Origin of the sequence: Vibrio tasmaniensis (assembly GCF_024347635.1) — a bacterium.
GTDB classification, from domain to species: domain Bacteria; phylum Pseudomonadota; class Gammaproteobacteria; order Enterobacterales; family Vibrionaceae; genus Vibrio; species Vibrio tasmaniensis.
In genome coordinates, this window is record NZ_AP025510.1 from 1,388,459 (window position 1) to 1,409,308 (window position 20,850).

A 20,850-nucleotide genomic window follows, 5' to 3' on the forward strand; every position below is an offset into this window, starting at 1 on the left:
TGGGCGCTAAAACATGACAGACTCGTGTATTGGGATGCACGAGTCTGTCTGGTAAATCTTAATTACGCGATGGCGAGTTCAACCCGAGACAGCTTTTGGTTTTCATCATCAAGTAAAGCTTGAGAGGCTATTCGAGCCTGATTCGCATTGCCTGACATAATCGCATCGTATATTGCTTTATGCTCTTCTAAACAAAAGCGACCCCCTTCCACAGAGTGGTCGATAAACTGCTTGAAGATTGTCGACAGAATGTTCGCGAACGGAATATAAAATTGGTTACCCGTCGATAGGAAGATCGTTTGGTGAAACAGGTGGTCGTTGGTTGTCCACTCTTCATAATCAAAGCCGTTTGCCGCGATGGTCATCTTTTGGAACAGAATCGAAAGCTCTTTGCGTTGTTCTACCGTAGCGTTGGATGCCGCAAGTGCACACGCTTCTGGATCAATCGCTTTTCTTAAGCCTAAGAATTGAGATAAGAAGGGTTTGGTGTCTTCTAAGTCTTGAATCCAATACAGTAATTGTGGATCTAAAAAGTGCCATTGCGTTCTTGGCTTGATACGAGTGCCTACTTTAGGCTTAGATTCAATCAACCCTTTGGCTGAAAGTAGCTTAGTCGATTCTCGAAGCGCAGTTCTGCTGACTCCAAAGATCTCACACAACTCCATTTCGCTGGGTAACTTCTGATTTTCTTCTAACTCGCCAGACAAGATTTTGCGAGCAATTTGTCTCGCTACTTGAACATGAATTCGGCGGCTTGAATCTTCCACCAATGTAAATATTGACATTTAAACCACCTGAAATTGAAACTTTAAAACAAAAAAAGCCAGACGAATTTGGCGTTTTGGTGTCAGTGTATACGTCTAATATAGTGTGAGGTTTTCCCTCATCGAATAGTACTTTTCAAATCGCTACACATCAGAGTGCCTATCTTACAGTTTACCCTTTGTATAAATCATACAATAACACTTGCCATATTCAAGAGGGTTCATCTCAAAACTGATCATTAACGGCATTATTAGGGAGAGTAAGAGTGGTTTTGTGAGTTCACGCATACGAAAAATATGTAAATAAGAACTATTTGTATGAATAAATGGTTAGGTTTGGTTTTATGTGAATAATACGTATAAGGTAGGTTAAATGTTGCTCTAGGCTATATCAGTAGTGACCTCACGTTATTCTTACGCTAAGTTGGTGCAGACATAAATCAGTGCTATAGTCCGGTTTAAATAATACATATCTTATAAGTAAGTAGACACATGGCTGGCTCTTTCAATTCAATTTCAGGCTCTAAGCGAAGCCTTCATGTGCAAGTTGCACGTGAAATCGCTCGTGGTATTTTGTCGGGCAATTTGCCTCAAGGTTCTATTATCCCTGGTGAAATGGCTTTATGTGAGCAATTTGGTATCAGTCGGACAGCATTAAGAGAAGCAGTTAAGCTTCTGACTTCAAAAGGCCTATTAGAATCTCGTCCTAAAATCGGTACTCGTGTTGTCGACCGTGCATACTGGAACTTCTTAGATCCACAGCTTATCGAATGGATGGACGGACTTGCGGATACAGACCAATTCTGTCACCAGTTTTTAGGTTTGCGTCGTGCCATTGAGCCTGAAGCTTGCGCATTGGCCGCTAAATTTGCAACTGCCGATCAACGAATTGAATTATCAGAAATTTTCCAAAAGATGGTGGAGATATCGAGCGAAGAGACTCTTGATAAAGAGCGTTGGTTAGATATTGATATGAAGTTCCATAGCTTGATTTTTAACGCAACGGGTAACGACTTCTACCTACCGTTCGGTAATATTTTGACGACGATGTTTGTTAACTTTATTTCTCACTCTTCGGAAGAGGGAAGTACATGCATTAACGAGCATCGTACTATTTACGAAGCGATTATGGCTGGAAATAGTGACAAAGCACGTCAAGCATCAGCAAGTCATCTATTAGAAACAAATCATAGATTACCAATTGCTAGTTAATTGTTTTAGCTGCTATTTTAGTGATTAGCTCACTCTTGAGAGTGACTCTCTCAAAAAGCTAAGATAATCAAAGTTAACATCGCAACGGTGACCAAACCAATCGATAACAAAGCACGTTTGATACGTGCTTTTTTTGTATTCTAATTTGATGAAAACCTGACTGGTGTCCAATATTTAATCTATTATTTGCTGTTTCGTTAAAAGCACTAGTAACCAGCACTTTAAGTTATATAATAATACTAATTAAATTATGTGAGTGTGATTATGCCCCAGTCTCTACTGCCAAATATTCTTCAATTCATAGGTCAAATCGACCCATTCGATAAGATCCCTAAAGAAGCACTTCGCGAACTTGCCTCTAATGTTCAGATCACTTATCTCGGCAAAGGGGATGTGGTTGATCTGTGTGAGTCGGGTAAAGAAAAGTCGCTCTACATCATTCGAACCGGCTCTATGGAACAAAGAAAGTCAGACGGTGTACTTCGTGCGCGTTTAGGCAGCGAGGATTTGTTCGGCTTTACTTTCTTAGATTCTGAAGTTAACGACGAGAAAGGCTACAGAGCGGTCGCAATCGAAAACACCTTACTTTATGTGATTCCACACTCGGCACTTCAAGCGCTGTTTAAGGCATTTCCAAGCTGCGCAGAACAGTTTGCGTCGCAGGCTCAGGTTCGTTTGAAGTCGGCACTTGATGTGGTGTGGTCAAACAAAGAGAAAGGCTTGTTCATTCGCAAGGTTGAAGAAGTGGCAAGCGGGCAGGTGGCCATCGTTAAGTCTGAGCAAACTATTCAATCGGTCGCGGTGGAAATGCTGCATCAACGCTCACCCTGCGCGGTGATTTATGAAGGTGAAACGATTGTTGGCTTGATCACTGACCGTGATATGACCAAGCGAGTCATCGCTCATGGTGTCAGTACCGATAACCTGATCTCCGAGGTGATGACGCACTCTCCACTGACGGTTAAACCAGATGATCTTGTGTTACATGCTGCGTCTATCATGATGCAATTCAACATTCGTAACTTGCCTGTCGTGAAAGAAAATAAAGTTGTTGGCCTGCTTACGACGTCTCACTTGGTTCAAAATCACCGTGTTCAAGCGATCTTCTTAATCGAGAAAATCAAATACGCGGGCAGCGTGAAAACCATGTCTTCATTTACTTCAGAGCGACAAGCTATTTTTGAAGCGCTGGTGGAAGGCAAAGTGGCACCTGAAACGGTGGGTAAGGTAATGACCATGATTATGGATTCCTACACGCGCCGATTGATTCAGATAGCGATTGATAAGTTAGGCCCGCCACCTTGCGACTTTTCTTGGATCGTAGCCGGATCGCACGCGCGTAATGAAGTGCACATGCTGTCGGACCAAGACAGTGCGATTGTACTGGCCGACGATGCAACAGACAGTGACCGTATTTACTTTAAACACCTAGCAATGATGGTGACTAACGGATTAGCGAGCTGTGATTACCCGCTGTGTCCGGGTAAATTCATGGCGGCGACACCAAAATGGTGCCAGCCACTTGGTGTTTGGAAGCACTACTATAAAAAGTGGGTTGCAAACCCTGAGTACGAACGCTTACTCAACATCAGTGTGTTCCTAGAGATTCGTACTATTTATGGCAACAGTGAGTTCGAAGGCATTCTTCGTGATGAGCTGCATTCCAATATTCGCGGTAACCGTGAGTTCTTAAGCACACTTGTGAAAGATGCGGTGAACACCAACCCGCCACTGGGTATCTTCAACAGTTTGGTATTGGAGAAGTCAGGTGAGAATAAGAAAACGTTGAACGTGAAGAAGTACGCGATCAACTTGATTATCGATCTTGCGCGTATTTACGGATTAGCGGTGGAATGTGATTTGTCGGCAACCGATGAACGCTTTGCCGCAGCCAATGAAAAAGGCATGCTGAGTGATGACGCGTTCAAGAATATCCTTGGTGCGTATCAGTTCATTCTGTCTTTCCGTTTCGGTCATCAATTAGAAGCCTTGAAGAACGGGGAGGTACCAGACAACAATATCAACCCAGACAGTTTTGGCAGCTTTGAACGCAAGCACTTGAAAGATGCCTTTAGGATCATTGCCGACCTTCAAGAAGCGGCGAAAATTCGTTTCGGAGCGCGTTAATGAAATTATGTTCAACGAATAAATGTTTAAAACGAATGCTAAACTACTTTCACCCGCTTGAGCGAGTTAAACGTAAGCGTAAGCAATATCTGGGTACGGTTAAACTGCCAGAGGCGTTACACGATCTTGTTGAACAACCTTGCCCTGAAATGACGGACTTGGCCAAAGACAGCGATTATATCGTGTTGGATCTTGAGACCACGGGCTTAGACAGCGAACAAGATCTGATTTTGTCTATGGGGTGGGTCGATGTGGTCAAGGGGCGAATCGATTTGGCTTCTGCCAAGCATATCTATCTCAATAACGATTCGCAGATCAACGCTGAAACCGCGGTTATTAACCACATCACACCTCAAATGTTGGAAGAAGGCGCTTCAATTCATGATGCGATGCTGACGTTTTTCGAAGCCGCAAAAGGTAAGATCATCGTCGCGCACGCTTGTGTGGTCGAAGAGAAGTTCATTAGCCAGTATCTCTTGAGATGCTATGGCTTAAGGCAGTTGCCTTTACTTTGGCTAGATACACTATGTATTGAGAAAAGCATGGAGAAAGCGATCAGCAATCATGAAGAGGTGGATTTAACTCTAGCGGGTACGCGGCACAGGTATGGGCTTCCCGAGTACAACAGCCATAATGCGTTAGCGGATGCTGTCTCAACAGCAGAATTGTTGTTAGCTCAGCAAAAGCGAGTAGTCCCTAACGATGAAGTGACGCTTTCCTTTTTATATCGAATCAGTCACTAAGGTAGTAGCTTCTTGTAAGTGAATCATTGTTGAATGACCTGATTTGAACACATAAAAAAGCCGGCGATTAAGCTGGCTTTTGTTTAGGTCTTAGAAAATTAGGACAGTAATTATCTTAGATTCTTCATAGGTCGTGCAGCTTAGAAGCTGTAAGTTAGACCAACACGGCTACGCAGTTCACGAGTTGCTTTTGTTGATGAAGTGCTCACATCACCAAATTCTACATACGGTGCCCATTGACCCATAATGTGGCGAATACTTGCATTCAACTCGTAGTTGGTATCATCGTTGTCGTAGATGTTGTAATCATCTGCTTTGTAGTAGTTGCCTTCGAAACCGAAACGCCAGTTTTCCATTGAGTAGTTGATGTTTGCTGTTAAGCGATGGCGACGTTGGTTTTCATCGTTTTGATAAGTTAAGTAGCCGTTATCTAAGATAGGCTTGCCGTCCGAATCAGTTGCAATTGATTTAGTGTTTTGTCTCATATCGTAACGGTAACGAGCACTTAGACTTAAACCGTCAATGCTGTCGACACTGTATGTCGCGCGAACTTGAGGTTTGTACGTAACACCTGATTCGCGACCTTCAATTGGCATACCGTAAGTCATCGTCCAATTGTCGTTAAGTACGTGGCGGTAGTTTAGACCAAGCTCCCAACCATTGTTCTTCAGATCTTCCATGAATTTACCGTCTTCTCCCTTGAATTTCGCTTCGATATCTACAAGGAAGTTGCCAATGCTATCGCCAAGTTTTACACGAGTAGCGTGTTGATCTGTATGGCTTTTGTATTCGTGTCTCATATCGAAAGACGCAGCAGACACAGAGCCAGCAGCGAGTACAGATGCCACAGCAATCACGATTTTAGTTTTATTCATGGTATTAGTTCCATATTTATAGGTTGAGTATTGGCCATAATTACAAGCCAAATAGAGTAGTTCTTGTCTTCAATGCATTTTGTGTTTGAAATTATTTCTTGGTTATTTCAAATTTGTTTTGCATTTAAATAATACAAATATGCTAACGATTTGAAGGCGTATGATCTGTGAATTGGATCGTGTTGTTAGGACAAAACCACTATTTACAAAGGGTTACAAAGTTGGCTTGTTTCGATAAGTTTATGATTTTTAGTTAATTACTTGTCTATTGATAATGATTTTCAAGGATTTTGTTCATCAATAAATGTGCGCTACAGCAAAAAATTGAATCTTTAGATGTTATCTTTATTTGTAATACATTATTATTTACTGGCTTTGTGTAGCGACACATAACTTTGTTGTGTTGATTGCATAAACTGACGGTATGAAGCCGAATAAGTAACAATGGTCTTGAAGCTAAATGGAATAAAACCAACTGCTTTAAGATCATGAGTTATTTGCTTGAGGTGACTTAAAGCTCACTCGGAGATGGTTTGAAATGTAGTAGGCAAGGCAGCGTCATAGCCTGCTATATCAGTATGAACTTGATAGGAATGAACTGGGTTCGAATAGTTACCCGTTGTTCTCATCGGAGACAAAGAAGAAATCGTTGAAGTGCTTGCGAAAGCATTTTGATTATTGCTCCCAACTATTCTAATTATAACTTCTGCTTTCGTTTAGAAAGGTAGGAGATGGTAGTCGAAGATCTGCCCTTGCGCTCATGTTGATACAGGCAACATGAGCGTTTTTTTTATCTGAAATTTGAGTAGAGAGTCGTTTGAGGTTCAATAAGCGTGTAACCAGGGCTTAAGAGCTAGGCTTTTAGGTTGATGACAGCACGTTCAATTGAGTCTGTTTGCTCTACTACTGAAGTTGCACATTTTTAATGGGCGAGAGAAACTGTAACGGGTGTGTTAAAAGCATTTTACTTCCGTGTATCCCTGTCAGTGTCTAATAGTGGTTTCCAAGTTTTCGTTATTAGCTACCTAATATAGGGAACTTTCAAAAAAACAGATCTTCAATATTATTTGTAGTACAAATGTGTTGATTTGATTCATTTTTATAAATTATATTTAACGAATTTTTTGTTGTTCGCATTTGAACTTTTATCGTGACGAATAATAGTTTTTAACGATGACTCTTCGTGTTTTAGAGACTTTGTTCATGTTTTTTGGGGTTTTGACCGAAATTTAGTGCAGGTGGCTGCACTCACTTGAGGAATTATGCTCGCAGGTGGTGCAAATTTGAACTCGATCACTTGTATGATTATTTGAGTGTTTGACTGTAAGATCACTGTCACGCATTTAACTTATTGTAGTACAAATATGGTTGCCATCTATCTATAGTGACCCTAACAAAAAAACATAATTTAAAAGGTCTAAAGATGGAACTCAATACCCTGATAGTTGGCATCTACTTCCTATTCTTAATTGCGATAGGGTGGATGTTCCGAACGTTTACAAGTACGACAAGTGATTACTTCCGAGGGGGAGGTAACATGCTGTGGTGGATGGTAGGTGCAACGGCATTTATGACCCAGTTCAGTGCGTGGACATTTACGGGTGCAGCCGGTAAAGCCTTTACTGATGGTTTTGCAGTAGCGATTATCTTCATCGCTAACGCATTCGGTTACCTAATGAACTACCTTTATTTCGCTCCGAAGTTCCGTCAACTGCGCGTTGTTACGGTAATTGAAGCGATTCGTATGCGTTTTGGTAAGGTGAACGAGCAAGTATTTACTTGGTCTGGCATGCCAAACAGCGTTATCTCTGCGGGTATCTGGTTGAACGGTCTGGCGATCATCGCATCGGGTATCTTCGGCTTTGATATGACAACAACAATCATCCTAACCGGTCTGGTTGTACTGGTGATGTCAGTAACGGGTGGCTCTTGGGCGGTAATCGCATCTGATTTTATGCAGATGGTTATCATCATGGCAGTAACCGTGACGTGTGCAGTGGTTGCTATTTACCACGGTGGTGGCGTTACGCAGATCATCAATGACTTCCCAACGGACTCATTCATTACGGGTGACAACCTTAACTACCTAAGCATCTTCAGCATCTGGGCTGTGTTCATCTTCTTAAAGCAATTCAGCATTACCAACAACATGCTGAACTCTTACCGTTACCTTGCAGCGAAAGACTCAAACAACGCACGTAAAGCCGCTCTGCTTGCTTGTATACTAATGACGCTTGGTCCAATCATCTGGTTCATGCCTTCTTGGTTCATGGCCGGTCAAGGTGTTGATTTAGCAGCAGCTTACCCAGAAGCTGGCAGCAAAGCCGCTGACTTCGCTTACCTTTACTTTGTTCAAGAATACATGCCTGCAGGTATGGTTGGCCTTCTGATTGCCGCTATGTTTGCTGCGACTATGTCTTCAATGGACTCTGGTCTAAACCGTAACTCAGGTATTTTTGTTAAGAACTTCTACGAGCCGATTCTTCGCCCTAAAGCGACAGAGAAAGAGCTAATGGTTGTTTCTAAGCTAACGTCTACTTTCTTCGGTATCGCGATCATCTTGGTTGCTCTGTTCATCAACTCGCTTAAAGGTCTGAGCCTTTTCGACACCATGATGTACGTGGGCGCATTGATCGGCTTCCCAATGACAATTCCAGCATTCTGTGGCTTCTTCATCCGTAAAACACCGGATTGGGCAGGTTGGGGTACGCTAGTTGTAGGTGGTGTGGTTTCTTACTTCGTTGGTTTCGTTATCACTGCGGACATGATTCAAAACTGGTTCGGCCTAAATGAGCTAACTGGTCGTGAGTGGGCTGACCTGAAAGTGGCTATCGGCCTTATCGGTCACATCGTATTTACAGCTGGCTTCTTCGTTCTTTCAACACTGTTCTACAAACCATTACCGGAACATCGTGAGAAAGACGTCGATAAGTTCTTCAACAACCTAGCGACACCATTAGTTGCTGAAAGTAATGAACAGAAGAAATTGGATAACAAGCAACGTCGTATGTTGGGTTCGCTTATCGCGGTAGCGGGTGTGGGCGTAATGACTATGTTTGTACTGCCAAACCCAATGTGGGGACGCATGGTATTCGTTCTGTGTGGCTTGATTGTGTTCTCTGTTGGTCTGTTACTTGTTAAAGCGGTCGATGACAAAGTCGAGCAACAAGACGAAGTAACGCCAGCCGAAGGTTAATTCCTATTAAATCAAACACTATAACTTTTTACAGCGGCTACCGATTGCGGTAGCCGTTCGTTTGAAAAGCTCCAACAGACATATGCTTGTTGGGGCTTTTTAGTGTTCGGTTTCTAGCTTCTAGGCTAAGGACTCAAGCCTAAGATTTATACTTATGCAGCAGATCCCAAGGAATATTGCACAAGTGGTGATCTTCAGGGAACTGACTTAAGTGATGCTGGTGGATATCGTCACTGGCAACGTATTTGGTCAACGGCAGTATTTCGAGAGCGATTCGGTCTGCGTCTTCACGTGATGCAATGTAGCGCTCGGCTTCAGCTAAGTGTTGAGCGTAGGTGCTGTAAACTCCGGTGCGATACTTTTCGCCCACATCGACACCTTGTTTATTTACGCTGTATGGGTCGATGATTTCAAACAGATGTTCCATTAGAACCGTGACCGAAGTGATGCTTGGGTCAAACTCAATCTGCACACACTCAGCGTAGCCATCATAAGCGTTTTGGTTGTCATCGCTTTTTGATGCTTCGGTCTCTGTTGGTTGGGAGCTGCCATTGGCACGACCAGCTTCTGTGCTGATCACTCCGGGCACATACTTGATGAACTCTTGCACGCCCCACAAGCAACCGCCAGCTAAATAAATTTGTTCCATACTTACCTTTTACTTCTCTGTATTTGTTGATGTTTGTTCGATCCGTGAATCAATACGATGATACCCGCACGTATAAAAAAGCGTCTATAAAAAATGAGCGCGCAAATAAAAACAAGTGTTTAGGCATTGTAAACCTGTGCGACTGAACAAACATAAGTTTAATATGATTTGTGATTATATAAGTCAGTATTGCTTTGTCATCAACTCGAATCTCAACATCAAGTGAGCGTTACTCTAAACATGTTTGATCAAATAAAAGACTTCATTAATCCGAGCAAGAACCCAGATCTTACTCAGGCCCATGAATACCAGCGTCAGCATCTGCCGACATTGTGGCTCTTGGGAAAAACGGGGGCGGGCAAGTCATCGTTTATTCAAGCGGTGACTGGCAACTCTTCTGTAGAAGTGGGCAATGGTTTTGCGCCTTGTACCATGACGGCGATGTCGTATGAATTCCCACAAGACAAACCGGTGATGCGCTTTCTTGATACCAGAGGTCTAAGTGAAGCGAATTATGATGCGAAAGAGGATCTGGAAGAGATTGGTCAGGCAGGTAATGCGTTAGTCGTTGTGATGAAAGCCGACGAACCTGAACAATCCGCCGTGCTTTCGGCTCTAAAGCAGATTAAGAAACAGAAGAAAATTAAACACTTGCTGCTTGTTCATACTGCAGTGTTGTCTTCCGGTGAAACAGATCGAGCAAGGCAGGTTCAGTTCAACACCAACCAAGTAGAGAAGGCTTGGGGTAAAGAGTTTGAATCGGTAGCGGTCGATTTCGAAACGGATGATTCGAGCAATAACAGCGGCTCAATTTATAACTATGACGTTTTGCTAGAAAAGCTGACCAGTATCCTTCCTGTTATTGGCATGATGGTGGTCGACAAAGAACATTCCACGCAAGAAGAAGCCAATTTTGACCAAGTAGAAAACGAAGTGCTTTGGTATGCAGGAAGCGCTGCAGCGAGCGACCTTATTCCGGGGGTTGGTTTGGTATCGGTACCTGCGATTCAAGCGAAAATGCTCCATAGTTTGGCGAATCAATATGGGGTCGAATGGAACAAGAGAGTCTTCAGTGAATTGATAGGCACTTTGGGAAGCTGCTTTGCTTTGCAATACGGCATGAAATTGGGCACTCGACAGTTGATAAAGCTAATTCCGGTTTATGGTCAAACGGTCGGAGCGGTTGCAGCAGCGGCCATGAGTTTCGGCACCAGCTATGGTTTAGGTCGAGCGGCTTGTTTTTACTTCTATCATAAGAACAAAGGCGAAGAAGTCTCTGAACAAGAGATGCAAAAAATCTACAAAGAATCCCTGAAAAAAGGTAAGGCGGCGTCGGGCTATGAAGAAAATTAGAAACCTGTTTCGATTACTTGCTGTGCTATCCAGTGGGCGTTGGGGCATAGCCCTGATTTCGGCGATCTTCCCAAGCATTATCATGATGGGCTTTGGTGTCTTCTTGGCGGTCAAATACGGTTACCTAGTCGAAATGTCGATTGCCATTGCGGTGAGTACCTTGGTGTTCACCATTCCTTTATTCATTTCTAGCCGCTCTTCTCGCGAACCAACTTATAGTGATGTGTCTTCAAATCCAGCAAGCGAGGGTGAAACCGAATCACCGACTAAGAGTGCACATATCAATGGTACGTTAGTAAACGATGCGATGGTCAAAGCATCTGATGAATGGTCGCAAGCTGAGCTGTTGATTTGGAATGATTCAAAACACTATGTACGACAGCAGTTAATGGTCGAGATAGAGTGGGGCAACCTTGACCAAACTGGTTTAGAGGTGCTCGAGTTTGTCGCCAAAAAGTTTGATAAAAAATCGCTCGACTTCTCTATCCCTGAAGGGCTCAAGTTATTTGAAGAGGTCAGCCGCCGATACAAGCTGGTGGTGAAAGAACACATTCCCGGCATTGAATATCTTAAGGTTTCTTACATCAAAGCAGGCTACGAAGCCTATGATAAATACGGTGAGCTAGGGCAGAAGATCTTCAAAGCGGCTATCTGGGGCAACCACCTTAAAAACCTGTATTTGAATCCACTCAAGGTGATTTCTGATTTAGGTCGGGAACAAGCCACATCTACCATGACCAAAGGTGTGGTGGATGACATGCAATACGCCGCCAAACAAGCCTTGTTAGATGAAGTGGCTGCGGTGGCAATTGATCTTTATAGCGGACGATTCAGCATTGAAGACGAAGCGTTAACAGCGTCTGATGTGTCTGAAGTCGACGAGAAACGTTTTGCTCCTGAATTAGAGCCTGTACGAATTGTGCTGGTGGGGCAAACAAGTTCGGGTAAATCCTCACTGATTAATGCCCTTAAGCAAGAGCTGGTTGCCGAGGTCGACGTTCTACCATCAACCGATACTTCAACGGTGTATAACGCGTTTGTCGATGACAATGACGTTCGGGTGGTTGATCTACAAGGGCTTGATGGTAACGCCAAAACCGAAGCGCAGATGCTTAAAGAGATGACTCAAGCCGATGTGGTACTTTGGGTGCTTAAAGCCAATCAATCGGCTCGTGAACTGGATAAACAGTTGAAGGATAAGTTTGACGCTTTCTATGACGATCCGAAGAACATCTCACGTAAGAAGCCAATCGTTGTCTCGGTTGTAAACCAGGTCGATCGATTAAAACCTGTTGACGAGTGGCAGCCGCCTTATGACTTAGAGAGCCCGACATCGGCCAAGGGTAAGATCATTGCTCAAGCGCTCGAATACAATCAAACACTGTTACAGCCGGACATTGCTTTGCCGCTGGCGATGGCACCAGAAAAGGAGCAGTTTGGTTTAGATATTTTAAGGCAGACGTTGCTCGAACGTATCGCTGACGCAAATAACGTGCAGAGAAATCGCCAACGTTTTGAAGCAATGAAAAGAGGGACGTCGGTCAAAGGACAGCTGAACAAAGCAGTAAAAGCCGGTAAAAAGGTCGCACCAAGCGCGCTGAAAGCCGCGACACCGAAGTTAGCTGAAATGGCGATTAAACAAGTGGTTAAGAAGAAGTAACCTGATTTAATAACAATAGCTATGGCAATGGAAATAGCAATAAAGCTCTGATGAGATTGAAGACGAAGTTAACGTTACTCATTTATTATCAGAGCTTGTTTTTATCTATCACTAGTTATTATTGAACCTTTATTTCCGAAACTGTTTTCACTACTGCTATTTAGAACGACCGTTATTTACCACTACAGCTATTTATCGATGCTTGTTTAACTCGCGAACTAGTTTAATAGTATATAAACTGACGATATTCACAGTTTATATAACATGCTGTCGTATTTAATTATCATTCTAAGTGTTGATCACATTTATACTTTTCTAAGCTGTATTTATAAAAAAATTGCACTATATTTAAATTTCGGATCATCTTGATTTCAACGTAGGGATATATTGTGAACATGTATCTTAAATGGCAGTCAACAACATGGCTAACCTTGTTAGCTTGGTATACTTTAGATCATCAGCTCTCGTTCCGCCTTTCTTCAGAGTAGTACCCTCTAGGCGTCACGCGCCAGCAGAGCCCTTGCGCTTTGCCAATCCTGTTAATTCTATCTTAAGAAATGTCGTAACTCATGCGCTAGTTATTTGTGTTTTTATACATGCAGTTCTTATCTCTTATTTATTATTAATTGGATCCTAATCAATACGTCATTGATTAAATAATCTATTTCTAGCTATTAATTTTTATCGTAATTATCACGAGAGTGGTCGTGCGTGAAAATAAATTAATGGTGATGACTCGTGACATCTAAAAAATAATAAAATTGGCCTTCCCCTTATAGGCTGAATTTGTTGAAAGGGACTATTATGGAAAACTTCAAACATCTACCAGAACCGTTTCGTATTCGCGTTGTAGAACCAGTAAAAAGAACGACTCGCGCCTATCGTGAACAAGCCATTGTGGAAGCGGGTATGAACCCATTTTTGCTCGACAGTGATGACGTGTTTATCGACTTGCTGACAGACAGCGGAACGGGTTCAATCACACAGCGTATGCAAGCCGCGATGTTAATGGGTGATGAAGCTTACAGTGGTAGCCGCAGTTACTATGCGCTGTCGAATGCGGTGAAAGATATCTTTGGCTATGAACTGACCATTCCAACACACCAAGGGCGTGGCGCAGAGCAGATTTACATTCCTGTTCTTATCAAGAAGCGTGAAATCGAAAAAGGGCTTGATCGCAGTAAAATGGTTGCCCTGTCTAACTACTTCTTCGATACCACACAAGGTCATACACAAGTGAATTGCTGTGTGGCGAAGAACGTTTACACCAAAGAAGCATTTGATACTTCAGTGAATGCCGACTTCAAAGGCAACTTCGATGTTGCGAAACTGGAAGAGGCGATCTTAGAAGCGGGTGCTGCCAACGTTCCTTACATCGTGAGCACCATTACTTGTAACTCGGCTGGTGGACAACCTGTCTCTATCGCTAATCTTAAAGCCGTTTATGAAATCGCTCAGAAGTACGATATTCCAGTGATCATGGACTCTGCACGCTACGCTGAAAATGCTTACTTCATTCAGCAGCGCGAAGCCGGTTATCAAGATTGGACTATCGAGCAAATTACCCGTGAGTCGTACAAATATGCAGATGGATTAGCCATGTCTGCCAAGAAAGACGCAATGGTACAAATGGGCGGTTTGTTGTGCTTTAAAGATGACTCTTTCATGGATGTGTACACAGAGTGTCGTACCTTGTGTGTCGTGCAAGAAGGCTTCCCAACCTATGGTGGCTTAGAGGGCGGAGCAATGGAGCGCCTTGCGGTTGGCCTTTATGACGGCATGCGCCAAGACTGGCTGGAATACCGCATCGGTCAGGTTCAATACCTGGTTGATGGCTTAGAGGCGATGGGCATCGTGTGTCAGCAAGCGGGTGGTCATGCCGCATTTGTCGACGCGGGTAAATTGCTACCTCATATTCCTGCTGGTCAGTTCCCCGCGCATGCTTTGGCGTGTGAGCTTTATAAAGTAGCAGGTATCAGAGCGGTTGAGATTGGTTCTTTACTGCAAGGTCGTGACCCAGCAACGGGCGAGCAACATCCATGCCCTGCAGAGTTATTGCGCCTTACCATTCCTCGCGCGACCTACACACAAACTCACATGGATTTCATTATCGAAGCATTTGAAAAAGTGAAAGAGAATGCTGGGAAAGTGAAAGGGCTCGACTTTACCTACGAACCACCAGTGTTAAGACACTTCACCGCTCGCTTGAAAGAGGTCGAAATCAGTGAGAAACAAGCAGAAAAAAAGAGCGGCCAAACGCTCGAAGAAGCATTTTAAAATAAAAACATAAGCGAATAGTCACTAGAACCCTAATCGAAGGCTCCCTCGGGAGCCTTTTCTTTTTTTGGATGGTAGGGGAGTAAGGCAGCTAAGCTTTTAAGTAGTTAATCCGTTGAAAGCTGAACTACGCTTGTTTGTTTTTCAGGGTAGATTTCAACATTTGGAATAGCCATTGATTCAAAGGTGCATCTTTTTGCGAACGACGGCAGCTCATCACATAGCTCACATCTATGGTCAATTTTTCTGGCAAGTCCATGCTGCGACAGCCTTCTGGCACACTGCCACTGAGAGTGATACCAAAATAGTCGGAATTGAATATAACATTGTGAATCATCGCAGGGTGGTCGACTTCCACTCGTGGGTTTACGTGAAAACCGATATTTTTAAGACGCTCAAGGACCGGATATTTATTGTCATTCCATCCTGGTGTTTTAAATAGAGCGATTGGATAGTCGGCGAGCGATTCAAAGTTTTGCGCTGGATGATCGTCTCTCACGAAGAAAACCACTTTTCCTTCCCCGAACTCCTTTTGAGAAATCGACTGTGGCAAGGTTTCATCAAAGTAGTGAACTGCAATGGATTCCTCACCATCGATGAGCCTGTTCCTAGCGTTGCTTCCCCACCTAAGAAACGAATAGCGAGCATGCGGGGCTGCTTTAGTCAGAGCAAATAGGAGTTTGGAGCCAAAGCGCTCCCAGAACAGTGTATTCGCGTAGATTTTGATATCACCTCGATATGAATTCGGGCAGAAGGCTTGGTGTTTTATCGCTTCAACACTGCTTAGTATCTGCTCAAAATTATCAATGTTATTTTCAACAAATGTCGTCGGTTCGAACCCATGTTTGGTTTGAACAAATAAAGGGTCTTCGAGTTGTACCTTTAATTTCGAAAGGTTCTTGCTGATCGCACCGGAGGTTTTACCTAGCGATTCCGCAACCAGTCCAACATTGCGAAGTTCATACATACGCTTGATGACGAGGATATTTTGAATGTCTAGATTGATGTCCACAGGCTCTCCAAATGAATCCTTCTATAGGCAGAAATCTCTGTGCGGCAGGCGTACTGAGATTATGTGACTCTAATATCATAGTGCCAATAAAAATATTATAAGACAGCACCGCGTCAGAACTTCGCTAATCCCTTGATTTTCCATTTGGTAAATCTTGCTTTTCCTCGAATGGTTTATGTTCGATTGTTAAAGTTACTTCAACAGAGGCACACAGCAATCAAACGAACATAATATTAAAGTACCAAGAGGTGATGTATGAACAAGTTAATCGCACTAGGCTTAATGGCTCTTTCAATGAATACCGCTTTTGCGGCTGAAGGTACTTATACCGGTACTATCGACATGACAAGGAGCGAAGCTAATCAAGTAAAGGCTGAGCGTGTTGAATCTGACTTTACACTTGAGGGAAGAAATGAAGCTGCGAATAGTGGAATAAAATTCGAAAGAAACGTTGCTCAAGACCAAGCGATTCAGTTGAATGGTCGTCGCGACTAACGTTAGAGATGTGCTTACCATTGTCATGAGAAATGCTGCGCCCTTGGGTGCAGCATTTCTCGTTATTGGGTTGTGGAGTATTTTATAAACTCTAGTGATCTAGCCTTGGCATGGTGTGTAACGTGTGGCATTTTGTTCTCCTCTAACTTAAGAACGCGACTCGGTGCTGGTTCAGCATGACAAACGAGCAAGCGAACGATTCGAAAAGGGCTAGGAATGACTCGAAATGAAACGGGAATGATTCGTCATATTTTATTGATAAAATTCAAAGAAACGGCAGACCTCTCTGAGGTAGAAAAGTTGAGAGTGTTGTTTGAAGCGATGCCAAGCAAAATTGAAGGGGTTACTTCAGTAGAATCGGGGTTAAATGATAGCCCTGAAAATAAGAATCAAGGTTATACCCACTCTGTGTTAATGACGTTCGCCGATGAAGAAGGCCGTCAGAATTACCTTCCGCATCCAGAGCATGATGCGCTGAAAGATGTGTTTCGTCCGTTGCTGGATGACATCATCGTGTTTGATTATTCACTGTAATTAGTTTGGCTCTGTGGGCTTACAAAGGATAAAGATCAACGTTCGAAGTTCAAACTGATAGAAGCGTATAGACCAAAAGTAGATCTACTTACAGCATACACACTTAAGATGTCACGAATAATAAAGAGCAGGCTAGGGATGAAGCATGAGAGCTAAGCTTGATCTTGGTAAGTTAGCGATGTTATTGGCAATGTGAATGGTTTATATTTTCGTAATGTCTATATGCCAAAGGAAAATGTTGCGTTGGTACAATGCGTTACATAAATGGGCACTAGGTCGAAAGTATATGAATTAAGGATAATTATGCCGGATATCACCCTCCAACTTGAACTTGCCAGCACTGCCGATATCCAACAGCTGCAGAACTCGGCACTCAGCGCATTTGCAGACGATGTGGAAAAATACGGTGCGTTCCCGCCAAACATAGAGTCAACTGAGTGGTTTAAAGCCGAAGTCAGTAAAGGTAATTTCTATAAAGTGCTGTACAACAGCGACTATGCTGGGGCAATTTGCGTAGAGTGCGGTGAGCAGAGCAGTATTGAGATCCGATATTTCTACATTGATGTTCAGTATCAAAATAAACATATTGGCTCTCAAGCCATGAGCCTTATTGAACACCAGTATTCGCATATCACAAACTGGACTTTATTCACCCCTTATCAGTCCTACAGAAACCACCATTTCTACGAAAAGTTAGGATATATCAAAGTCGGTGAAGTACAGCCAGACCAATCAGATGATTTCAAGTTGTTTGAATATTCAAAGAGCCATTTAAGTTGAAATAGCGGCATGACAAACGTGCACGGTATCTATAACTGATGATTGCTGCTCAATTAGATGTTTTGGTATAGGGAAAATTCAGCTAAGGGAATTAGATGAGTGAAAAAGTGAAAGTAGCGCTGAAGTGGCTCAAAGAACTCTTGGATGCCGAGGGTGTTGAGTATCAAATTGTCGGAGGGCTAGCTGCAACGATACATGGTGGCAGTCGTGAAATCGCAGACATAGACCTTTATATCCACAACTTCGACGCAAATAAGGTTTTGGCTCACGTATCGCAATTCATATCTAAACCGTTAACTCACTACGCAGAATACGGCTGGGATCTCGAGTATTTCCAGTTGATTTACCAAGAACAAAAAATTGAAATTGGTTTATCTCATAATACGAAGATACAGTCGGCTCTAGATGGCTCTTGGCATCAACTCGCAATCGATTTTTCAGAGTCAGTAATTAAAGACTATCAAGGTATCGAACTGCCAGTCATTCCAGTCCATCAGTTAGTCGAGTACAAGCGAATATTGGGTAGGGAAGTCGACCTAATTGATATACAAGAACTGACGTTAGCCACTTAATTTGATGTTGTGTGCATAAGGAAATGAGTATGAATTACGATGAATTTAACCATTTTTGCGGGACATTTACTGGGACGAGTCATGTCGTTCAATGGGGCAATTCAGATGTCTGGAAGGTGGGTGGTAAAGTCTTTGCTATTGGTGGTTGGAGTGACGGCAAAAAAGCGGCATTCACTTTTAAGACATCCAACTTAAATTACGATTTTCTCAGTGATTGTGAGGGCTATAAACCGGCTCCGTACTTTGCTAACCGTGGAATGAAATGGATACAGCAAGTTGAGACTGATGGTCAATTAGACGATGACCTAAAGTATTACTTGTCTGAGTCTTATCGAATTGTTGCGAGTGGCTTAAGTAAACGTAAACAACGAGAGTTGGGCATAGATAATGACAAGGAAAGCTGACTTGAAAAATATTGCTGTGACGGTGGTTGTAAGAGACGGAAAAGTTCTCGTCCAAAAACGCTTTAGACATCGCCAAGGTAAGGTATTTGAGTTCCCTGGAGGTTCAGTTGATCCCGGTGAGTCGGGTAGCCAAGCCGCAATTAGAGAGTTGTGGGAAGAAACAGGTCTTAAAGCGCTACAACTTCTCGGCACTCATCAAGCTTTGAATAACTTCGGTGGTGAGATTCATTCTGTAGTTTTGCTTGCGGATCAGAATGATGAGCCTGAAATAGTCGACGCAGAAAGACAGCAAACTTTCTATTGGCTAGAGCCCTCAGCGATTCCTCTTGATGATTTTTATTGTGCAGATATAGAGTTTATAGAGAACTATTTGAGTAGATATGCATAGTTCAAAGTTGGTTTGAATATTGAATTTACTATGTAGTAGACATATTACTGCATGAGCTGTTATTTAAGTTCCTCTATATGCTTTAAATGGGACTTTTACGTGTAGCGATTTTGTGCAAGTTAACATGGAGAATAAATTGAAAGATTATGAAGTTTATCTGTTCGATATGGATGGAACATTAGTAAATTCAGAGCCGTTAAAGGGCAAAGCATTGGCACTAGCTTGTGCAGATTATGACGTTCAAGTGGACTACAACATATACAAAGATGTCATGGGAGAAAATTGGCAGGTAGTGACTGGGCACTTTTTCGACCATGCGGGGATTTCACCAAACCTAGCTGAATTTAACCGTTATTTTCGAACCCACTACGAACGGATGTTAGGTGAAGAGCTAGAGCTAAATATTGGCGCTAAATCGTATATTGAACATCTTAAAAAAGAAGGTAAGAGATGTGGTGTCGTAAGCTCGGCTGCGACATGGATGGTCGATAATATTTTGACTTCGTTACAACTGGACCATGTTTTTGATCTTGTAATCACTCAAGAGCACGTAACTAAGCACAAGCCAGATCCTGAAGCGTATAACCTTGCACTCCAAAATCTAAACGTGTCAGCTGAACATGTAGTCGTGTTTGAAGATTCAACTGCTGGTATTTGTGCTGGTAGATCTAGTGGTTGCGACGTTATTGCTGTTAAGCATGAGTTTAATACGAGAAATGATTTAAGTGGCGCACTAAAATCAATCAGTGCTTACGATGAAGTGTTGGTGTAACAAAGTTATCTGTTGTGATTCTCAATACCTTACATTTTGGATTAAAAGTTGGGTTCATTGCTTTGGGTACAATTTTTAGACAGGAGCGTTTTATTCACCTCTATTCAGCATCAGTTTCACGGAGGAAACATGACAAGCGACCAACTATTGGAAAAGGCACTTTATAGCAGTGCCAGCATCCACCAACCTCATTCATTAAAAGCTTATTTGGCTGCGAATCACCTTAATGATTATTTCAGCATAACCGACAATGTGTGGCTTAAAACGAGTGAGTTGATAGACCAAACTGAGATTGAAGTTTTAGGCGAGTATTCTGTAATGTTACAAGCACCCAAGTTCTCAGATTTTCGTATTCACAGGATATTGGATAATGGGGTATACCCAGCGTCGTATACTGCTTTAATGCAGTGGCATGAGAATAAGGGCTTTCAAGATATCTTCTCGCATTGCGTTTCGCTGGCTTCTCAAACAAGCGAATACCTTTCCCACAATGTGACTATCTTATTGGCGCTGAATCGTGTTTACCGTGGTTTAGAGCCGTCTCAAATTCCAGCATTCCTTAACCGCTTCACAGAATTTGTCACATCGACCCGTTCTGATGGCGACCAAAGCATTGAGACTAGCGGAGTCGTAGAGCTCAATAGCGTATTACAAGCATGCTTAAAGCAGTTTGGTTTCTTTGGGCACAACCTAATTACGCTTACGTGGATATTGCGTTGTAAGGAAGATTTATCGAAAGAGCAATATGAGTCGATGCTTTTTAATCTCTATCAACAGGCCAATAGCCCTTTGGAAGATCCTGACGATGAGATTGATCAAGCTATCTTGGCGCAGTGTCAAAGCTCAGATAATTCAGATGAGTTCTATGACAATGTCCACCGATTGGTTTTTGGGTATACATTGAACCTGCACCAGATAACGTTAGCGGATGCATTGTGTTTTCTTCAGGAACGATTCCCAACACATACTGCAGAACTAAAATGTGTCGCAGAGTATCAGTGTCGTTTGTTAGAACAGTAAATGACACACAAACGTAG

General features: G+C 42.7%; 19 protein-coding genes. 15 read left to right on the plus strand and 4 right to left on the minus strand.

The window, feature by feature from the left end:
• Positions 1 to 62: 62 nt before the first annotated feature.
• The gene (locus OCV44_RS06340) at positions 63 to 785 is read right to left on the minus strand and encodes a FadR/GntR family transcriptional regulator (protein ID WP_139684996.1); all 723 of its coding nucleotides are present in this window, start codon (positions 783 to 785) and stop codon (positions 63 to 65) included.
• A 471-nt stretch (positions 786 to 1,256) separates the two neighbouring features.
• Here OCV44_RS06340 and OCV44_RS06345 point away from each other — a divergent pair, with 471 nt between their 5' ends.
• From OCV44_RS06345 to OCV44_RS06355, 3 genes are all read left to right on the plus strand, one after another.
• Entirely contained in the window at positions 1,257 to 1,976 is a 720-nt protein-coding gene (locus tag OCV44_RS06345; protein WP_139684995.1) for a FadR/GntR family transcriptional regulator, read from the plus strand.
• A 264-nt stretch (positions 1,977 to 2,240) separates the two neighbouring features.
• Complete coding sequence (locus OCV44_RS06350) at positions 2,241 to 4,103, plus strand: DUF294 nucleotidyltransferase-like domain-containing protein (protein WP_139684994.1); 1,863 nt, start codon at positions 2,241 to 2,243, stop codon at positions 4,101 to 4,103.
• Positions 4,103 to 4,846: a 3'-5' exonuclease gene (locus OCV44_RS06355; RefSeq protein ID WP_139684993.1), complete on the plus strand. Its 744-nt coding sequence runs from the start codon at positions 4,103 to 4,105 to the stop codon at positions 4,844 to 4,846. The genes OCV44_RS06350 and OCV44_RS06355 overlap by 1 nt, the downstream gene beginning before the upstream one ends.
• Positions 4,847 to 4,986: 140 nt before the next feature.
• Here the strand turns inward: OCV44_RS06355 and OCV44_RS06360 are convergent, their stop codons facing one another.
• Positions 4,987 to 5,721, minus strand: a complete 735-nt coding sequence (locus OCV44_RS06360; RefSeq protein ID WP_086049225.1) for an oligogalacturonate-specific porin KdgM family protein — start codon at positions 5,719 to 5,721, stop codon at positions 4,987 to 4,989.
• Positions 5,722 to 7,144: 1,423 nt separating this feature from the next.
• Between OCV44_RS06360 and OCV44_RS06365 the strand changes: the two genes are divergently transcribed.
• Positions 7,145 to 8,917, plus strand: a complete 1,773-nt coding sequence (locus OCV44_RS06365) for a sodium:solute symporter family transporter (protein WP_139684992.1) — start codon at positions 7,145 to 7,147, stop codon at positions 8,915 to 8,917.
• 139 nt (positions 8,918 to 9,056) lie between these two features.
• On the opposite strand, the gene OCV44_RS06370 is transcribed toward OCV44_RS06365, so the two are convergent.
• Complete coding sequence (locus OCV44_RS06370) at positions 9,057 to 9,566, minus strand: peptide-methionine (S)-S-oxide reductase (RefSeq protein WP_139684991.1); 510 nt, start codon at positions 9,564 to 9,566, stop codon at positions 9,057 to 9,059.
• A 240-nt stretch (positions 9,567 to 9,806) separates the two neighbouring features.
• On the opposite strand from OCV44_RS06370, the gene OCV44_RS06375 reads away from it, so the two are divergent.
• The 3 genes from OCV44_RS06375 to tnaA all read left to right on the plus strand — a co-directional run bounded on the left by OCV44_RS06375 (position 9,807) and on the right by tnaA (position 14,856).
• Positions 9,807 to 10,919 (plus strand): YcjF family protein, encoded by a 1,113-nt coding sequence (locus tag OCV44_RS06375; RefSeq protein WP_139684990.1) that lies wholly within the window; start codon positions 9,807 to 9,809, stop codon positions 10,917 to 10,919.
• Positions 10,906 to 12,579 carry a GTPase family protein gene (locus OCV44_RS06380; protein ID WP_139684989.1) on the plus strand — a complete coding sequence of 558 codons (1,674 nt, stop codon included), beginning with the start codon at positions 10,906 to 10,908 and terminating at the stop codon, positions 12,577 to 12,579. Before OCV44_RS06375 ends, OCV44_RS06380 begins: the two co-directional genes overlap by 14 nt.
• Positions 12,580 to 13,383: 804 nt before the next feature.
• Complete coding sequence (gene tnaA / locus OCV44_RS06385) at positions 13,384 to 14,856, plus strand: tryptophanase (protein WP_139684988.1); 1,473 nt, start codon at positions 13,384 to 13,386, stop codon at positions 14,854 to 14,856.
• A gap of 127 nt (positions 14,857 to 14,983) precedes the next feature.
• Here tnaA and OCV44_RS06390 read toward each other — a convergent pair whose 3' ends face one another.
• A complete protein-coding gene (locus OCV44_RS06390) occupies positions 14,984 to 15,868 on the minus strand; it encodes a LysR family transcriptional regulator (protein ID WP_139684987.1) in 885 nt (294 codons plus the stop codon).
• A gap of 255 nt (positions 15,869 to 16,123) precedes the next feature.
• On the opposite strand from OCV44_RS06390, the gene OCV44_RS06395 reads away from it, so the two are divergent.
• From OCV44_RS06395 to OCV44_RS06430, 8 genes are all read left to right on the plus strand, one after another.
• Complete coding sequence (locus OCV44_RS06395; RefSeq protein WP_139684986.1) at positions 16,124 to 16,363, plus strand: hypothetical protein; 240 nt, start codon at positions 16,124 to 16,126, stop codon at positions 16,361 to 16,363.
• A gap of 216 nt (positions 16,364 to 16,579) precedes the next feature.
• On the plus strand, positions 16,580 to 16,897 hold the full coding sequence (locus OCV44_RS06400) for a Dabb family protein (protein ID WP_139684985.1): 318 nt from the start codon (positions 16,580 to 16,582) through the stop codon (positions 16,895 to 16,897).
• A gap of 303 nt (positions 16,898 to 17,200) precedes the next feature.
• Complete coding sequence (locus OCV44_RS06405) at positions 17,201 to 17,677, plus strand: GNAT family N-acetyltransferase (RefSeq protein WP_139684984.1); 477 nt, start codon at positions 17,201 to 17,203, stop codon at positions 17,675 to 17,677.
• Positions 17,678 to 17,772: 95 nt separating this feature from the next.
• On the plus strand, positions 17,773 to 18,249 hold the full coding sequence (locus tag OCV44_RS06410) for a MazG-related protein (RefSeq protein ID WP_139684983.1): 477 nt from the start codon (positions 17,773 to 17,775) through the stop codon (positions 18,247 to 18,249).
• 29 nt (positions 18,250 to 18,278) lie between these two features.
• Positions 18,279 to 18,653: an MmcQ/YjbR family DNA-binding protein gene (locus OCV44_RS06415; RefSeq protein ID WP_139684982.1), complete on the plus strand. Its 375-nt coding sequence runs from the start codon at positions 18,279 to 18,281 to the stop codon at positions 18,651 to 18,653.
• A 1-nt stretch (position 18,654) separates the two neighbouring features.
• Positions 18,655 to 19,041: an NUDIX hydrolase gene (locus OCV44_RS06420; protein ID WP_139684981.1), complete on the plus strand. Its 387-nt coding sequence runs from the start codon at positions 18,655 to 18,657 to the stop codon at positions 19,039 to 19,041.
• A 124-nt stretch (positions 19,042 to 19,165) separates the two neighbouring features.
• Positions 19,166 to 19,813, plus strand: coding sequence for an HAD family hydrolase (locus OCV44_RS06425; protein ID WP_139684980.1), 648 nt, complete (start codon positions 19,166 to 19,168; stop codon positions 19,811 to 19,813).
• Positions 19,814 to 19,942: 129 nt separating this feature from the next.
• Positions 19,943 to 20,833 (plus strand): hypothetical protein, encoded by an 891-nt coding sequence (locus OCV44_RS06430; RefSeq protein ID WP_139684979.1) that lies wholly within the window; start codon positions 19,943 to 19,945, stop codon positions 20,831 to 20,833.
• Positions 20,834 to 20,850 lie beyond the last annotated feature (17 nt).

Coding starts and splice junctions, on each gene's coding strand:
- OCV44_RS06340 (WP_139684996.1), bottom strand. CDS start 785: ATGTCAATATTTACATTGGTGGAAGATTCAAGCCGCCGAATTCATGTT.
- OCV44_RS06345 (WP_139684995.1), top strand. CDS start 1,257: ATGGCTGGCTCTTTCAATTCAATTTCAGGCTCTAAGCGAAGCCTTCAT.
- OCV44_RS06350 (WP_139684994.1), top strand. CDS start 2,241: ATGCCCCAGTCTCTACTGCCAAATATTCTTCAATTCATAGGTCAAATC.
- OCV44_RS06355 (WP_139684993.1), top strand. CDS start 4,103: ATGAAATTATGTTCAACGAATAAATGTTTAAAACGAATGCTAAACTAC.
- OCV44_RS06360 (WP_086049225.1), bottom strand. CDS start 5,721: ATGAATAAAACTAAAATCGTGATTGCTGTGGCATCTGTACTCGCTGCT.
- OCV44_RS06365 (WP_139684992.1), top strand. CDS start 7,145: ATGGAACTCAATACCCTGATAGTTGGCATCTACTTCCTATTCTTAATT.
- OCV44_RS06370 (WP_139684991.1), bottom strand. CDS start 9,566: ATGGAACAAATTTATTTAGCTGGCGGTTGCTTGTGGGGCGTGCAAGAG.
- OCV44_RS06375 (WP_139684990.1), top strand. CDS start 9,807: ATGTTTGATCAAATAAAAGACTTCATTAATCCGAGCAAGAACCCAGAT.
- OCV44_RS06380 (WP_139684989.1), top strand. CDS start 10,906: ATGAAGAAAATTAGAAACCTGTTTCGATTACTTGCTGTGCTATCCAGT.
- tnaA (WP_139684988.1), top strand. CDS start 13,384: ATGGAAAACTTCAAACATCTACCAGAACCGTTTCGTATTCGCGTTGTA.
- OCV44_RS06395 (WP_139684986.1), top strand. CDS start 16,124: ATGAACAAGTTAATCGCACTAGGCTTAATGGCTCTTTCAATGAATACC.
- OCV44_RS06400 (WP_139684985.1), top strand. CDS start 16,580: ATGACTCGAAATGAAACGGGAATGATTCGTCATATTTTATTGATAAAA.
- OCV44_RS06405 (WP_139684984.1), top strand. CDS start 17,201: ATGCCGGATATCACCCTCCAACTTGAACTTGCCAGCACTGCCGATATC.
- OCV44_RS06410 (WP_139684983.1), top strand. CDS start 17,773: ATGAGTGAAAAAGTGAAAGTAGCGCTGAAGTGGCTCAAAGAACTCTTG.
- OCV44_RS06415 (WP_139684982.1), top strand. CDS start 18,279: ATGAATTACGATGAATTTAACCATTTTTGCGGGACATTTACTGGGACG.
- OCV44_RS06425 (WP_139684980.1), top strand. CDS start 19,166: ATGGAGAATAAATTGAAAGATTATGAAGTTTATCTGTTCGATATGGAT.
- OCV44_RS06430 (WP_139684979.1), top strand. CDS start 19,943: ATGACAAGCGACCAACTATTGGAAAAGGCACTTTATAGCAGTGCCAGC.